Origin of the sequence: Ekhidna sp., from assembly GCF_040223195.1 — a bacterium.
Lineage (GTDB): Bacteria > Bacteroidota > Bacteroidia > Cytophagales > Cyclobacteriaceae > Ekhidna.
The window spans coordinates 1-16,726 of the sequence record NZ_JAVKDX010000008.1; the positions used below are offsets into that span (position 1 = coordinate 1).

Genomic DNA, 16,726 nt, shown 5'->3' on the forward strand with positions numbered 1-16,726 from the left:
GTTTCTCAATGGCAATGTCACCATCCAGTCCACTGATCCAGTGATTTTAGATTCAAATATTCAACTTGGCTACCGATGGAACAAATCATTTTCAACAGGTATGGGTCTTCTACTTAGAGAGCAATTGAATGATCGTGATTCATCCTCATTGGCAGGCGATGCTCATGGATTAAGCCTCTTTGCAAACTATGATATTTTGAAGGGCTTTTTCCTGTATGCTGAATATCAATTAGTAAAAAACAAATCCCTGTTTCAGGAGTCAAGTGTGCCGGCTTATTGGCAATATGCTGCTTTGGCAGGTGTTGGCCGTCGGTTTAATATCTCAGCAAAAGTAAGTTTGAGTGTTTCCCTACTCTATGATTTCAACTACAAAAACAATACACTCAATCAAAGACCACTCACTCCACGGATTGGGTATCAGGTGAGTTTTTAGTACAAAATGTCTGAATTTCATTAGTTCAAATACCCTTTGAATACACAGTTATAGTAGAATGATTGTTACCTTTAACAAACCGAAACACATTATCAGAGAGATGGACATACACGCAGAAAAAGAGTTGATAAAATCAGAGTTGGACAAAGTAGAAGACATTCATTTAGTGGAAGCAATTAAAAACATGCTAGCCTTTGGAATGGCAAAACGATATGAGGAAAGCTTAAACCCAATGAGCGAAGAAGTGTTTTACAAGCGAAATGAAGATTCCCAAAAAGCCATTAAGGACAACCAACTAATAAGCCAAACAGAAGCAAGAGCTTACTTCAAGCAAAAACATGCAGGATAAGGAAATAGAGGTAAAACTGGACACCACCAGCTTTAAAACGACTCGATGAAATTTACGAATACATTGCCTTTAAGGCCATCCGGCTGTTCCTAGGATATGGTAGATGAACGATGTGAAATTTCCAAGGACAACCATGTGTGAGGCCTAGCACAATTCGATAGGACTTTACCCCTTCTTAAAGAACGTCTGCAGCTTCATTTCTGCCTCCTGGCCTGAAAGGAACGAAGGGGATAATGACGGTTGTCCGGGTAAATTTTCGATGTGAAGTGTTTGCGTGGGGAACGCAAAGTGAACGCCAATTTCCCGGCCAAGCCTCATGATGCTCATCAGGATTTCATGCCTAGCCTGCAATTCTTCGCCCCAGGTAGGTACATTGAAGAATACATAAAACATGATATTGAGTGAACTGGAAGCCATCTCATTGAAATAGACATGGTAATTTTCCTTCCACGTGTGTGGGTGGTCTTCTACAATTTGTCTTAAGCCTTCCACAAAAACTTCAATCATCTCCGGTGGAGTATCGTAAGTGATTGATATCTGAGTATAGAATCTTCTGTACTTTCTTAGTCCATGATTATCAATGGTGTTATCGGCTAGTTTGCTATTGGGCACATAGATGACCGAATTCCTGAATGTCCGGATTCTTGAAGACCTGAATCCAACTTCTTCTACCGTGCCATCCACATCATTGGCAGTAATCCAGTCGCCCACCTGAAAGGGCTTGTCAATGAAGATCATCACCGAGCCAAAGAAGTTTTTGATCGTGTCCTGAGCCGCCAATGCAAATGCCAGACCTCCAATGGAGAGACCTGTCAAAAGGGGTAAAATAGGCACATCCAGATTGTCCAGGATCAGAAGCGTACCAATGATGATCACAAACGTCTTGAGCGTCTTCCGCAGCAGAGGCACAAGTTGATCATCCAGTGTGCTCTCTGTTCGCTGCGCCATTCGCATCAGAAAGACACTGGCAATGGACACCATGCGGTACATGATCACAGTTCCGAAGAGCGGAAGCATCACCCTGAGAATGAGATTTACATATTTGGAATAGGTGACCGGAAGTTGCAATGCTGGAGTAAACAGCAGCAATAGTAAAACAATGATGAAAACACTGGTAGGCCGGGCAATCTGCCACAGATACTTCTCAGAAGCTTCTCCTTCGTACCCAAATTTTTTCACAATCCGACTGAAGATTCGCTCGGTGAAAAATGAGAATACCTTGTACACCAGGGCGCTTATTAGTGCCAGTAAGAAGATGGTGATATACTGGTAGGTATATAGTCCAAAAGTTTTTCTGGTTCCTAACCTGGGTAGGAGATTCAATAGCTGGCCGGTTCCAAACCGAAAGGTTTCATCATACAGTTCATCAATCGTATCGATACTGGAATCTGAGAAATACCACTTGCCGTTTTCAGCTTTCAAAAGGAAAATTTTAGGATGCTCTTCCAGCAGGATATACTTGTTTTTATTACTGGCCGAGTCCAGGTAATTGGCAGATTTAGGAATCTCATCCAGATAAAGGATGATCCCACGTCCATCCAGCACCCGCTTAAGCTTAATGGCCGATCTTCGTGCAGTCTGAAATGTTCTTTTTTGAGGGTCAAAAGGAAGTGCGGCCAGTGAATCATTGGGATCCTCACCCTCTAGGTTGGTTAGAAAAGTCTTCGCAGCAGCTTGCGGAGTGGTCAGGTCAATGAATGGTTCCTGCGCCTGAAGCCAAAGTGAACTGATTATAAAAGCAAGTGTTATTAAAAACCTCATATGATCATTGTTTGGGTGCAAAAGTAAACTTCATCAGCTATTACCTTTGTCGCCCATTTAGTTAATTAAAAAACTTCGAATGTCTAATCCACTTCTTTCCCCATTCACCACCAGGTATGAATTGCCGCCATTTTCCAACATCGATTCCGGTCATTACATTGAGGGGATCGAAGATGCGCTGGCTGAAGCAAAACAGGACATTGAGAGCATTATTAGCAATTCCGAAGAGCCATCGTTTGAAAATGTCATTGAGGCACTTGAAAACAGCGGGGAACGATTACAGCGCAATACTTCCATTCTTTTCAACCTGAACTCAGCGGAAACTTCAGACGAGCTGCAAAAGATCGCTCAGGAGATATCTCCTAAGCTCTCAGCTTTCAATAGTGAAGTAAAGCAGAATGATGAGCTGTTTCAAAAAGTAAAGGCCGTGTATGATAAAATGGATTCACTCAGTCTAAATGGAGAACAGCAGAAATTACTGCATGAAACCTACTTTGATTTTGTGAGGAGAGGGGTGGAGCTTGAAGGTGAAAAGAAGGAGCGTTTCAAGGAAATCAGCATTGAATTATCCAAGCTGTCCTTGACTTTTTCGGAAAATGTGCTGGCGGAAACCAATGCGTATGAGTTGATTCTTGATAGCGAAAGCGATTTGGCTGGCCTTCCCAAGGATGTAAAAGCCCGAGCTGCTGAGTTGGCGAATAAAAAGGGCTATGATGGTAAATGGGTGTTTACGCTTCAGGCTCCCAGCTACATTCCTTTCATGGAGTATGCGGATAACCGGGAATTGCGTGAAAAGCTCTATCGTGCATTTATGGAAAAATGCTTCAAAGGGGACGAGCGTGACAATCAGGATCTAATCTTGAGGACCATTCGACTAAAGGCAGAATTGGCCTCTTTGCTGGGCTATCCAACCTTTGCCCATTATGTGCTGGAGCAGCGCATGGCCGAGTCTCCTGATAAGGTGATTGTCTTTCTGAACGACCTACTGGAGAAAAGCCTACCGAAAGCCAAAGAGGAGGTTGAAGAAATCAGGTCATTCATCAAATCAAAAGGAACGGATATTGAGCTGCAGCGATGGGACTGGTCTTATTATTCTGAAAAACTCAGAAAGGAAAAGTACGAGCTGGATGACGAGTTGGTCAAACCATTCTTCAAACTGGAAAATGTGATCAACGGGGTTTTTGAAACGGCTGAAAGGCTTTATGGCATTTCCTTCAAGCCTAATAGTGAATTGGAAGTGTATCATGAAGACGTGAAAGCGTATGAGGTGCTCAATGAAAAAGGGGAGGTCGTCTCCGTTTTCCTGGCGGATTTTTTTCCTCGTGAAGGCAAACGCGGAGGTGCCTGGATGACTTCCTTTAGAAGTCAAAGGTATGATGAAGGAAAGCGTGTGATTCCTCAGGTCAGCATTGTCTGCAACTTCACGCCTTCTTTCAGCAATCACCCTTCCTTGCTAAAATTTGACGAAGTAAAAACACTCTTCCATGAGTTTGGTCACGCACTGCATGGAATGCTTGCGGATACGCAGTATCAAAGCCTGTCTGGCACCAGCGTTTACTGGGATTTCGTGGAGCTGCCATCCCAGATCATGGAAAACTGGTGCTATGAAAAGGAATGCCTGGACCTGTTTGCGAAGCATTATCAAACAGGAGAGTTGATTCCGGAAAGTTTGGTGGACAGGATCAAGGCCTCATCCACATACCATGAAGCCTATATGACGGTTCGCCAGCTAAGTTTTGGACTGCTGGACATGGCCTGGCATAGCCTGTCAGTCGATGAAGCGAATGCCATTACTGATGTTGGTGTTTTTGAGGATGCTGCTTTTGCCCCCACAGAGTTGTTTCCAAAAGTAGAGGGTACCAACATGAGTGTGCAGTTCAGCCACATATTTGCTGGTGGATATGCCGCAGGATACTATAGTTACAAATGGGCTGAAGTATTGGATGCGGACGCATTCTCAGTATTTCAGCAACATGGGGTCTTCGATAAGTCAACCGCTACATCGTTTAAAGAGCATATACTTAGCAAAGGAGGTACAGCACACCCGATGGAGCTATACAAGAAATTTAGAGGACAGGAACCAACGCCAGATGCCTTATTGAAACGAGCCGGGCTCGTCTAATTTTCGAGGTATTCAATTTCAGAGTTAAGGGTCAGGTTTCTGCTTTCCAGATCGCTCTTCAGGTCATCGATGAGGCGGAGTAGGGAAGCGTTCAATTTCTTCACCTCCTTTTGTTTTTCTGGTCTACCACTAAAAACACGATCCTTTTCCGAAGGAGAAAGCAATCGGTTGAAAGATTCCGTATCGGTCGCAAGTTTGCTAAGCAGTGAAGAAACCTTTGGAAGCAACGACAATACCTTTTTGGGAGAAGCGGCCATCTCCACCTCAGGCATGTTGTAAACAAGAGCATTGATTTCTGAGTCTCTCAGATTTATTTGGTCTTGAGAATCGGCACGAAGCGATTTCAATAATCGGGCTATGGCTTTCAGATTTCCGTTGGTGTGTTGATCCCTCGAGTTTATCCTGGCAATATTCAGGAAAGGAAGGTATTTCTTCACCTTCTTATTAGCGAAATCAAACTCAGCAATGCCACGATAAATTTCATTTTTTGTCTTGTTGTATTCGGCACTATTGATCCATATGGATGGAAGTATATCAATCTCACAGGTGGGTTTGAGAGCCGTAATCCGAATCCTTGTCTTATCACTGTAATCCACACGCTTGAATGAAGGATTGCCGGAAAGAATGTTCATCAGATCAAGGGCAAGTGTCTGCATGTCCTGATGTGGCTTCTCAGAGATGTTTTTCTTAATCACGATGATTTCCACATCGCCGTAAAGCAAAATATTGGAATAGGTCTTGAGTGCTCCCTGATAGCGGTAGTCTACATCATAGCCTCGTTTCTTCAGTGCGGCACTAATCATCTCATGAATCCGTCTGGAATTCGCATAGACTTTATAAGCATAAGAGGCATCAATTTCGACCATGGACTCCAGCGCATAGCGCAGACAGTCTGAATAGCCGGATTGATGAAAAGCGTCCGAAAGCACCGGTTCACGTAGTGCTTCGTCGTACCTCCTTCCTTTCAGGTTTTCTACTAGCAGGCTGTAGTCGTGTTCCATCGAACGCCAAAATAAGCAATTCTCCAGATATAAATTGTATTTTTAGAAGATTATCGTTAGGAAACCCCAATGACAAGATAAATTAGGATCCCCTGATTTTTGGCTTTAAATGTTCTTCAATCTCCCTTTTTAGTATCGATGTTCAGATACTTACTTAACTTATTACGGGTAGCTGAATAACGCTTGAATTTTGAAGGAAACAAAGAATTTCACAACTATTACACTAAAAACTGTTTGATAGAAATGATTTATTTGAAAAAATAAACTAGAATTGTAGTCTTATGATTCTATTCGCTGAGATTGTTAAAACCACACCCTCTCGCATCAGAGGGTAACCCCAAGGCTGGGTATCTCAAACTATCCGTTTTTATTTCTTAACAATTTTCTAAAAGCTGCTATTCATTTTTTGGCAGCCTAACCATTTAATTTCATTTAGAAATGACGAAAGAATCATTCTCTATATCCAGAGTTTTCAAACTCTTTATTTCCGCCCTTAGAGGCGATGAAACCGAATTTACCACTGGTAGCATCAATAAGGCGATTATTTTGCTGTCCATCCCGATGATTGCTGAAATGATTGGTGAATCATTGTTCGCAATCGTAGATATGGTATTTGTATCCAGAATCAGTGTAAATGCAATTGCCACAGTGGCATTGACCGAAACACCGCTGATGATCATCTACTCGCTTGCTGTGGGTCTGAGTATGGCAGCTACGGCCATTGTGGCCAGACGTGTGGGTGAGAAAAAGCTTGTTCGTGCTGCTGATGCTGCCTTTCAGGCTATATTAATTTCCATAGCTGTAGGGGTCACTTTTGGTGTCCTGGGTTTTGTCTTTGCCGAAAAAATCCTGGAGCTGATGGGAGGGGAGAGCGACCTGATAGCGGAGGGTGTTGGCTATACCAAAATCATGTATGCCGGTAACCTCAGCATTATTTTGATATTCCTGATCAACGGAATTTTCCGAGGTGCAGGAAATGCTTCTATAGCAATGAAATCGCTTTTATTGGCGAATCTTCTGAACATCGTGCTGGATCCGATCTTCATCTTTGGGCTGGGGCCTATCCCGGCGATGGGTGTGGAAGGTGCCGCAATAGCCACCACCACAGGCCGAAGTATTGGTGTTGTGTACCAGTTGGTTCACATTTTCAATGGCAGCTCCCTGATCAGGCTTACAGTAAAAAACTTTGTGCTCCGCATTAAGACTGTAGTAGAAATTATAAAAATTGGTTCAGCAGGTATCGGTCAGTTTTTGGTGGAGACACTCAGTTGGCTGTTTCTTGTGCGTATTGTTGCGGAGTTTGGAACTGAGGCTGTTGCCGGTTACCAGCTGGCATTTCGCGTGATTGTGTTTACGCTGCTTCCATCTTTTGGCATGGCCAATGCGGCTGCTACGCTTGTTGGACAAAACCTTGGGGCAAAGAAACCTGACCGGGCGGAGACTTCCGTATGGCGTACAGCCAAATGGAATACCATTTTCCTCGTTACGGTCGCGATTGTCTTTTCAATCTTTGCAGATCAGGTGTTGGGCATCTTTGATCAGTCTGGTGTCGTTCTGGAAACAGCCAAAAGTGCACTCAGGATCATCTGCTTTGGGTATATCTTTTTTGCGTATGGCATGGTTATCGGCCAATCTTTTAATGGTGCCGGAGATACAATCACTCCACTTTTGATCAATATCGTGGTTTTCTGGGCTATTCAGATTCCATTAGCATACTTCCTATCAGTGATGAATGACTGGGGTGCCGATGGAGTATTCTTCTGTATCGCGTTTTGTCACAGCTTATACGCGGTGATTGCTATTGTACTCTTCAAGAGAGGCAAGTGGAAGACGGTTGAAGTTTAATTGGTAATCAATAACTAAAAGTATACAGTTCCAGGTTTGACCCCCACGTGCTAAAAACCTGGAACTCCCTTTTTGCAGCGGAGTAAATCAGGCTCACTTCATGCTCGGAGTTGAGCGGGTTCCCGGTTAGTAGATTTCCGGATTTGTCGTAGATGTAGAGGCTCTTGTTTGCTTTATCTGTGAAGATGACCAGGTCCTTACCGGCACCAAATTGATAATATTGGATCAAGATTGGCCCTTCAGAAAGGTAATCCTTTTTGAAAAGCAGGTTTCCGGTATCATCCAATACTTCATAGGTATTGCCTTCATTTCGGATGATAATGAATGAATCTTCGCCGGTATCTGGCACAAGTCTGAACCGGGCATCCGCACTTGTTTTGATCAGTTGATCCCGCTTCACCACATCACCTTCCAGGTTGAGCTCTGTAATTTCTCCTCCATTGGAGATCACCGTAATTGAGGAATTTCCCAGCCCGTTTGATTGTCTCAGGAAGTATTGTTTGCTAAGTGTTTGCCGCGTATCAAACGGGAATCCTTTCATGAAATCCCCTCTACGACTCATCAGGTTAATTATCCCGTTTTCCTGGATGGAGATCATAGCATCTTTTCTTCCCAGGCGTGCGTGGTTTAGGGGCGTCAATGCTTTTCGGTTCAGTTTACGGGGGTTCCAGCCGTCCAGTATTTTCATGTCCTTATCAGTTAGGTAAATATTACCTTCTGTGCTGGTGATTGCCATCCGATAATTCCTGCTCAAATCATAGTCGATGAGGTTCAGGTGCTCAATCTGCGCTGATCCGGGTAGTGTTTTGGGATAGCCCGGAATGTACTCACCTGTTCGGTCAATGATGTGCACTTTAGATGCCGTGGCAAAAACGTATTGAAGCTTGCCGTTCTTGTAATAATCGATCGGGTAGACATCCCCCACAATTGCTTCTTCTACCGGCTCAGACCAAAGCGCGTTTTGATTTGGATCAAGGTAGTAGACGGTATTGGAGCTGTCTTGTAGCAAAATATCAAAATCCCTGTGAGCATGTGTGCGAAGGAGGTAGGGCTTGCTGGTGAGTTTACTCACGAACCTGACTCCATTTTCAGCACTGGTTTTAGGGATGCTCTTCGCACGTTTTACTGGTTGGGTAAAGGTGTAATTGGTAAAGAACCTACCATCCAGGTAGCTAAACTGGAAGGCAGCCAACTCAAAGGATTTGTAAGCATTTGTGTTTTTCCTGAAATGCTCTTCCCATTCCGGTTTCAGCGTGTTGAGAATGTTGGTCCATGCGCGTGGGATGTTTACGAAAAGGCTCACATTCGCCGCATTATTGGCACGCTCCAGGAAGTTGTTCATCTGGATGGATTTGCCCCAGGTGTCTTCATTCTGAACGGATGAAATGAGGTTTTTAAGTTCCTGCAGATCGTTGGAAAAGATCAGGTAATTGCGATAGCTGATATAAAAGCACTGATCAAATCCATCTGCCAGATTGCCAAGAATGGTGGAAGGGAAGTTGGCGATGGGAAGGAAGCGAATCTCATTGTCACTGTAGGATTCTGTGTAAACTGAATCTCCCCGTGCGATGGAAATGCGCTGCGTGAGCTGACTAAAAAAATCGAGCGACTCCTGAATATCCTTCACCTCCAGGATCATCAGCTTTTGCTCATCGCGAGATCGTGGGGATTCCAGATTTGCCACGCCTATTTCATTGTCAATCAAGTCAAACACCTGATCGGCGTTGAAGTCATAAAGTGCTTTGAGGGAGTCCTGATAGTTTCTGATTTTGGGATCGGTAGATCTCAAATATTGAATCTGTTGCTCTTTCCATTTGGAGATCTCTGTGGAGGTGATATGGAAAAAGTATGCGGTATTCTCAGGTACTACTTCTGCCATGTCAAATGTAGCCGGCTGAGTAGTATGTGTGCCAAGCCACCCATCTTTAGTGTATGAGAAGCCTGAGAGCTGAATGAAAGTGGAATCAAGCATCACTTCATAGTTTCCGGACAGCATCGGGATTTTTACATTTCCCGAAGTAAATGCGCCAATTGCTTCGCTTGCTTTTGCATAGTTCACATAGATGGAGGCCATTCCCTGCACTCCTGTTTCACTGAGTCTTGTGAATTTTTCTCTGAAGGAAGCAAGCTCTGTATCGCTGATGGCACGGATGGCATCTTCTACCAGATATGGGGTGAAGCTCGCCAGGAAGAAGTTTTTGTAGAAGATGAAAGTGAGCGTTTTCCCATTATTGCTTATCTCACTGATTTTAAAGTCATTATAGTTTCTGGTACGGAAGCGATATCCTGCCTTTTGCAGCTTTCCAATGGTAGCATTTGCAAACGTATTTTGTGAGATATTCTGCAATTCCACAATGAACAAAAAGTCTACATTGCTATTGGAGACTTTATGAAGGGAAGCCAGTGTGGGTGCCTTCTCAAAGATGGCGGAGAAGCCACCTTCGCCATTTATAGAGTCGAGGAAGCTGAGCCCGTTTCTCAGGTTGTCAAAACCGGAAGATTGCTCTATCGTACTCCAAATCGAATATTGCTGTAGCGTAGAAAGATCCTGAATCACTTCCGCCTCAAAAACCATAGCCGCATCGGCAGGAACAAAACTCCAGTTGGTCAGGTTGGCGTGCTTCACCCATTTTTCATAAGTAAAATATCCCGCCCCGATCAGGAGGAGTATGGCTATGGAGATCAGAAGCTTCTTCAAATCGATTGGTTGATTTCCTCCAAAAATAACCTAGATATTAGGCAATTAGTACCCTATGGCTGGTTTGTATTTATTTTTTTCCATAGAGGGCATTTAAGGTGATCTGAACCAATGTTTATTCAGATTGGTAAGCTCTCAAATTCCTGGATTACATTTCAATTGAATAGCAAGGGTTTTGTAATACCAACAGGCATTATCTTAGTGCCATGTCGCAATACAAAGAGCTCGGCTCATACATCGACCGGACGTACAAGGTGGTACGTCAGGACCTGATCAATCGCTTCAAGCAAGCAGGAGTAAAGCTTACTCCCGAGCAGTGGGTGATCCTCTCCAAGCTGGGTGAGGGGGACATGTACCAAACTGACCTGGCCAACATGAGCTTTCGCGACAAACCAACCGTCTCCCGAATCGTGGACCTGCTCGTGAAAAACAAGCTGGTAGAGCGAGTGCGTGACAAGATGGACGGCAGAAAGTACCACGTGCGCATCACTCCAAAAGGAAACAATGTGATCCGGAAAGCCAGACCCGCCGTGGAGGAATCCCGAAAGTTGGGTTGGACCAATCTGTCTGAGCAGGAATACGAAACCTTGATTAATACCCTTGATAAGATCTTCACGAACTACAGCGAGGAGAGAGGGTAAGACTACTTCGGTTCCAAAATCAGAAACACCGCCGTGCTGTCCCCGATGTTGAGCACTTCATGCCACTCAATCTGTTCGTTGTAGAAGCTGCTGAGTAGGTACCTCCACTTCCCTGGTGCCTGTTGTATCCGTGATACGAAACTTGCTGCCCTGTATAGTATATCCGAAATGCTCCGCATGGTAGTGCCGCTCATGGCCCACTCCCGGCGGGAACGTGCACCGCAGTGCCCGTACGTTTTCATTTTCTTCCAGCACTTCACACACGGGTTGATTGTCCCAGCCTGCTTCCAACGGATCGGGGAGGGATGGCTTGGGAGTACAGGAGAGGAGAAGGAAGCAGATGGAAGTGATGACTAGTTTCATGAGTTCGTTGAATTAAGCTCGAAGGTAGGAAGTAAATGGAAGTGAGGTGAGAGGAATGGAAGTATGTGTTTTAATGAGAGACCTTTGTTGGTGTTTTCACCAACAAACAGGAGCTCGAAGATACCCGGTGATCTTGTTGCTAATACCAAATAAATTGTAGTTCTGGATTACCTTTTAGCCACTATTACAGACCTGATGGTGACAGCACCAACAGGGGGCAGAACTGCAAACATGTAACGGTAAAAGGAACCCTCCCGGATTCCTTTTCTATTTTGCGTTTATGTCTTGCTTAAAGCGTCCCTCTCAGTTCCTGCTCGCGCTCCAGTGCTTCAAATAGCGCTTTGAAGTTCCCTTTTCCAAAGGAGGTAGCACCTTTTCGCTGGATGATCTCGAAGAACATCGTAGGTCGTGCCTGTACCGTCTTGGTGAAGATCTGCAGCAGGTAGCCTTCATCGTCTCTATCTACCAAGATACCCAAAGGTCTCAGCGCATCTATGTCTTCGTCGATCTCGCCCACACGCTCGGTCAATACATCGTAGTACGTTTCCGGTACCTGCAAAAACTCAATTCCTCTATTCTTCAGATCAGTTACCGTCTGGATGATGTTGTCGGTAGCCACCGCAATGTGCTGCACGCCCGCACCTTCATAAAACTCCAGGTATTCGTCCACCTGCGATTTTTTCAGTCCTGCGGCCGGCTCATTGATCGGAAACTTGATTCGTCCATTGCCATTGCTCATCACCTTGCTCATCAGCGCGGTGTACTTGGTGGAAATGTCCTTATCATCGAATGACATGATCTGTTTGAAGCCCATCACATCCTGGTAAAACTTCACCCACTCGTTCATCTGCCCAAGCTCCACATTGCCCACCATGTGATCCACATATTTCAGTCCCACGGGAGCCGGATTATATTCGGTCTTCCATTCACGATAGCCAGGGAGGAACACTCCACTGTACTCATTCCGCTCAATGAAAATATGCACCACTTCACCATACGTGTGAATGCCGGATTGCACCACCTTTCCATGCTTATCTTCGATGATGTTTGGCTCCATGAATGATTTTGCTCCTCGCTTTACGGCTTCATTATAGGCATGAGTGGCATCATCCACCCAAAGCGCCGTTACTTTCACGCCATCTCCATGCTTATCGATGTGTCGGCCGATTTCCGTGCCGCTGTGCAGGGGAGAGGTCAGCACCAGTCTGATCTTGTCCTGAACCACCACATACGACTCACGGTCTTTGAGTCCGGTCTCCAGCCCGGCATAGGCCAGCGCCTTAAATCCGAAAGCCGATCGGTAAAAATGAGCGGCCTGCTTGGCGTTGCTCACATATAGTTCCAGGTAGTCCGTGCCATTGATCGGCATGAAGTCCTGTGCTTCCTGTGTTTTTTCGGCTGTTGCTGTGGTTTCCATGACAAGTTTTTGTTTTAATGGTTGTTATAACAACAAAATTAAAGGGTTAGTTTTCCAATTCAAAAAAGGGGCAGATGGAACGAATTCCGATAAAACTCCTTTTATAAAGTTAATCAAGTATCACGCTAAAAATTCACCCGAATGCAAGCAATTAATCCTGCTACTGAACTCCCCCTAAAAAACTATCCTGATCATTCTGACGCTCAGCTTTTGGAAGCAATTGTGCAAGCACATCAGGCTTATCAGGATTGGAAATATGTGTCTTTTGACGAACGAGCAAAGCACATGAAGCGAGCTGCTGAGGTATTGAGGGCGGAGAAGGATGCCTTTGCAAAGATCATGACGGAGGAGATGGGCAAGCCACTCAAAGACAGTGAAGCAGAAGTGGAGAAGTGCGCCTGGGTGTGTGAATACTACGCAGAGCATGCAGCGGAGTTTTTGAAAGACGAAATCATACCTACGGATGCAGCGAAGAGCTATGTGAGCTACAGGCCTCTTGGGATTGTGCTTGCAATCATGCCGTGGAACTATCCCTTCTGGCAAGTGTTTCGCTTTGCCGCACCGGGACTGATGGCCGGGAATGCGGCCATCCTGAAGCATGCACCCAATGTGCCCGGTTGTGCGGAGGCTATCGAGTCGGTATTTAAGAAAGCAGGTTTTCCAAAGTATTTGTTTACCAATCTGTTCATTACCAACGAACAGACATCTAAGGTGATTGAGCATAGGCATGTAAAGGCAGTGACACTCACCGGAAGTACCCGGGCAGGAAAGTCAGTAGCAGCCCAGGCCGGTGCACTGCTCAAGAAATGTGTACTGGAACTTGGTGGAAGCGATCCATATATCGTGCTGGAGGATGCGGATTTAGATCTGGCAGTACGAACCACAGTAGCCAGCCGCCTGAAAAACAATGGGCAGAGCTGCATCAGTGCAAAGCGGTTTATTGTCCCTGAGTCCATCAAAGAGGATTTCGAGCAAAAGCTGATCGTCGAGATGAAGTCCTACACGATGGGTGACCCGTTGGCTGAAGAAACAGACCTGGGACCATTGGTAGGGAAGAAGTATCGGGAGCAGCTGGCTGATCAGGTGAAGCGAAGCATAGATGCAGGAGCGAAGTGCATCTTGGGTGGGGAAGTGCCGGATATGACCGGATATTATTATCCACCCACCATTCTAACCAATGTAAAGAAAGGCATGCCAGCATACGAAGAAGAGCTTTTCGGACCTGTGGCTTCCGTGATCACCGTGAAAGATGAAGCAGAAGCTCTGGCGGTGGCCAATGATACAAGCTATGGACTGGGAGGGGCGATCTTCTCCAAAGATGAAGCCCGGGCCGAGCAGCTTGCAGCTACCCGGCTCGAAGCGGGCTCATGCTTCGTGAATGCGATGGTTCAATCCGATCCAAGGCTGCCATTTGGAGGCATCAATGAGAGCGGATTTGGTCGTGAACTCTCGCATCATGGCATCAAAGAGTTTGTGAATGCGAAGACGGTTTATGTTAAGTAATCCCTTTTTTGTCATTTCGACGAAAGGAGAAATCTTCACATTGTTTCGCTAATTATCCTCCCCCTAACCCCCTCCAGAGGGGGTTAGGGGGAGGTTATTCATTTCTCAATGACTTCACAGGGTTTGCCTTAGCTGCTCTTCTGGCCTGATCAGAGACAATGGCAATAGCAAATCCCAGTACAATGGTGCCGACCATCGGAAATACCCACCAGGCGATATCTACTCGTATGGTGTATCGATCCAGGTATTTGTCCAGCAAGTACCACGAAAGCGGTGCGGCAATGAAGAAAGAGACAAGAACCAACTTCGCAAAATCTTTGGACATCAGCCCCATGAGGTTGGCGATCGTAGCGCCGAGCACCTTTCGGATACCAATTTCTTTGATGCGCTGCTCTGCCATGTAGCTGGCGAGCCCAAAGAGCCCAAGTCCTGTGATGACCATCGCCAGTGCGGCAAAGATGGTGGCCAGCTTTCGAGTCAGGTTAATGGTGGTAAACTTGCGCTGAAACTCCACATCGGCAAACTTGTATTCAAATGGGTATGCCGGATTGTGCTCTTCGAAAATCGGCTGAATCCCCTTGAGTGTTGCCTGGAGATCGTCCGTCTTCTTCAATCGGACTGAGATGTAGCCACCCCAGTTGGCCAGGATCACGAACATGGGTTTTACCGGCTCGTAAGGAGAGCCCATCAATACGTCATCCACTACACCAATCAGTTTTCTTTTTTCACTCCATAAATCAAGATTAGTCCCAATTGGGTTTTCCAGTCCCATCAGATCCAGGGCAGCTTTATTGATGACAATGGCATCCGAGTCGCTCGCAAACTCTTTGGAGAAATCCCGTCCCATCAGCACATCTATGCCCATCGTTTTTGCATAATCGTACTCCGAAGTAATGGTGGTGAAGATCACGCGCTGATCTTCCGGTTTGCCCGGCCATCCGAGGAAGTTGTTGGAGTTGATGGAGGTGATCTGGCTGTTAGATCGGGTCACGGATTCCACCAGGCCTGATTGCAATAATTGCTGTTTTACTACATCATAATTTTCGGTAAGATCATTGGTCAATTCGACCGAGATCAAATTCTCCTGCTCATACCCCAGGTCCCTGTTTTTCACAAGATCAATCTGCTGGAAGATCACGATGGTGCTGATCATCAAAACAATGGAAAAACCAAACTGCAAAACAACCAGGACTTTCCGTGGTGTGGTGGCGCCTTTTCCTGCTTTTACGGTTCCTTTGAGCGTTTGCACTGGCCGGAACGAGGAGAGGTAGAAGGCAGGATAGCTCCCTGCAATCACCCCTACCACTACGATAATGCCCACAGACGCTAACCAGAAGATGGGAGAGGAGTAGTCTATGAAGAGGTTCTTCTCCACCAGGTTGTTATAAGCGGGAAGCGATAGCTCTGTTAGGAGAACTGCCAGTATAAAAGCAAGAGCGGTGATGAAAATGGATTCCCCCATAAACTGGGAAATGAGTTTTCCCCGGCTGGATCCCAGGCTTTTTCGAATGCCCACTTCTTTGGCTCGTTTCTCGGAGCGGGCGGTGGCAAGGTTCATAAAGTTGATACAGGCTATGATCAGGATGACAATGGCAATGACGGTGAAAAGCTGGACATAATCGCTGCGACCTCCAGCTTCTTCTCCCTGATCATTCCAGTTGGAATACAACCGCCATTTTTTCATTGGGTGAAGAAAGAAGTGCTTTTTCATATTATCATGGCTATCTTTTTCCATGATCAGGTCAGCAATGTTTTCTTCTACGTCCAGCTCACGGCTGGCATCATTGAGCTCCACAAACACCTGAAAGGAGTAATTTCCCCAATTGGTTCGGTTGTCTTTGACCCACTGGTTTACGGATTCCCTGTATTTCCAGGTGGCCAGGTAGTCAAATTCAAAAGAAGAATTTTTTGGGACATCTTTCACTATGGCAGTGACCTGCAGTGTTCCTTCGTCTTCCAGCCTCACCTGTTTCCCGATAGGGTCTTCATCTCCGAAAAGGATTTTTGCGGTAGACTCGGACAGCACGATCGACATGGGGTCTTTGAGTGCCTCGGCGTGGCTGCCTGAGATCAACTCAAACTCAAACATTTCCAGAAACTCCTCACTCACATAATAGCCGTCTTTCAGAATACGGGTATCCCCGACAGTCAGGAGGCGGGTTCCGCCCCAGCCGGTCACCACCGAATTTTTGATATTGCTATCGATTACTTTCATCTCCTCATAGGTAGGCAATGGAACCGATCGCCAGTTATTTACCCGATTATCAAAGTCAGAACTGATCCATACCTGATAGAGCCGGTCATATTTTGGAAGAAATTTGTCATACGAAACCTCGTCGGCCACCCAGAGCAAGATCAGGACGCTGCAGACGATCCCGATGGAAAGCCCTGAAATGTTGATGATGGAGTAAAGTCCGTTTTTCTTAAGGTTCCTAAAGGAGATGAGGAAGAAGTTTTTGAGCATGCTTTTGTGAGTTAGTTAAGTAAAGGAGTTTTGTGATGATCAAATAGTTGCATTTAAGTGGAGGTACTCTGGTTTTTTCAAATGGTTACATGTGTGCTATTTTCCTACCTTAGCAGGATTTGAAAATTC

12 protein-coding genes are annotated in these 16,726 nt (G+C 45.5%); 6 read left to right on the plus strand and 6 right to left on the minus strand.

Annotation, left to right across the window (positions count from 1 at the left end; genetic code table 11):
• Both RLN88_RS03570 and RLN88_RS03575 read left to right on the plus strand, forming a co-directional pair.
• A partial coding sequence (locus RLN88_RS03570) for a hypothetical protein (protein WP_350220006.1) occupies positions 1-433 on the plus strand: 433 nt, incomplete at its 5' end.
• A 100-nt stretch (positions 434-533) separates the two neighbouring features.
• Positions 534-782 carry a hypothetical protein gene (locus tag RLN88_RS03575; protein WP_350220007.1) on the plus strand — a complete coding sequence of 83 codons (249 nt, stop codon included), beginning with the start codon at positions 534-536 and terminating at the stop codon, positions 780-782.
• A gap of 165 nt (positions 783-947) precedes the next feature.
• On the opposite strand, the gene RLN88_RS03580 is transcribed toward RLN88_RS03575, so the two are convergent.
• Positions 948-2,543 carry a mechanosensitive ion channel family protein gene (locus tag RLN88_RS03580; RefSeq protein WP_350220008.1) on the minus strand — a complete coding sequence of 532 codons (1,596 nt, stop codon included), beginning with the start codon at positions 2,541-2,543 and terminating at the stop codon, positions 948-950.
• Between the two features lie 79 nt (positions 2,544-2,622).
• Here RLN88_RS03580 and RLN88_RS03585 point away from each other — a divergent pair, with 79 nt between their 5' ends.
• The gene (locus RLN88_RS03585) at positions 2,623-4,665 is read left to right on the plus strand and encodes a M3 family metallopeptidase (protein WP_350220009.1); all 2,043 of its coding nucleotides are present in this window, start codon (positions 2,623-2,625) and stop codon (positions 4,663-4,665) included.
• Here the strand turns inward: RLN88_RS03585 and RLN88_RS03590 are convergent.
• Entirely contained in the window at positions 4,662-5,666 is a 1,005-nt protein-coding gene (locus RLN88_RS03590) for a nucleotidyltransferase-like protein (RefSeq protein ID WP_350220010.1), read from the minus strand. The two genes, RLN88_RS03585 and RLN88_RS03590, sit on opposite strands and share 4 nt — an antisense overlap.
• Before the next feature lie 438 nt (positions 5,667-6,104).
• On the opposite strand from RLN88_RS03590, the gene RLN88_RS03595 reads away from it, so the two are divergent.
• The gene (locus RLN88_RS03595; protein WP_350220011.1) at positions 6,105-7,511 is read left to right on the plus strand and encodes an MATE family efflux transporter; all 1,407 of its coding nucleotides are present in this window, start codon (positions 6,105-6,107) and stop codon (positions 7,509-7,511) included.
• A gap of 7 nt (positions 7,512-7,518) precedes the next feature.
• On the opposite strand, the gene RLN88_RS03600 is transcribed toward RLN88_RS03595, so the two are convergent.
• The gene (locus RLN88_RS03600; protein ID WP_350220012.1) at positions 7,519-10,209 is read right to left on the minus strand and encodes a DUF3352 domain-containing protein; all 2,691 of its coding nucleotides are present in this window, start codon (positions 10,207-10,209) and stop codon (positions 7,519-7,521) included.
• Between the two features lie 206 nt (positions 10,210-10,415).
• Here RLN88_RS03600 and RLN88_RS03605 point away from each other — a divergent pair, with 206 nt between their 5' ends.
• The gene (locus RLN88_RS03605) at positions 10,416-10,850 is read left to right on the plus strand and encodes a MarR family winged helix-turn-helix transcriptional regulator (protein WP_350220013.1); all 435 of its coding nucleotides are present in this window, start codon (positions 10,416-10,418) and stop codon (positions 10,848-10,850) included.
• A gap of 66 nt (positions 10,851-10,916) precedes the next feature.
• Here the strand turns inward: RLN88_RS03605 and RLN88_RS03610 are convergent, their stop codons facing one another.
• Entirely contained in the window at positions 10,917-11,213 is a 297-nt protein-coding gene (locus tag RLN88_RS03610; RefSeq protein WP_350220014.1) for a cupin domain-containing protein, read from the minus strand.
• 289 nt (positions 11,214-11,502) lie between these two features.
• Positions 11,503-12,630: a 4-hydroxyphenylpyruvate dioxygenase gene (hppD, locus tag RLN88_RS03615; RefSeq protein ID WP_350220015.1), complete on the minus strand. Its 1,128-nt coding sequence runs from the start codon at positions 12,628-12,630 to the stop codon at positions 11,503-11,505.
• A gap of 141 nt (positions 12,631-12,771) precedes the next feature.
• On the opposite strand from hppD, the gene RLN88_RS03620 reads away from it, so the two are divergent.
• Positions 12,772-14,133, plus strand: a complete 1,362-nt coding sequence (locus tag RLN88_RS03620) for an NAD-dependent succinate-semialdehyde dehydrogenase (protein ID WP_350220016.1) — start codon at positions 12,772-12,774, stop codon at positions 14,131-14,133.
• Between the two features lie 94 nt (positions 14,134-14,227).
• Here RLN88_RS03620 and RLN88_RS03625 read toward each other — a convergent pair whose 3' ends face one another.
• Positions 14,228-16,597 (minus strand): ABC transporter permease, encoded by a 2,370-nt coding sequence (locus tag RLN88_RS03625; protein ID WP_350220017.1) that lies wholly within the window; start codon positions 16,595-16,597, stop codon positions 14,228-14,230.
• Between the last annotated feature and the right edge of the window lie 129 nt (positions 16,598-16,726).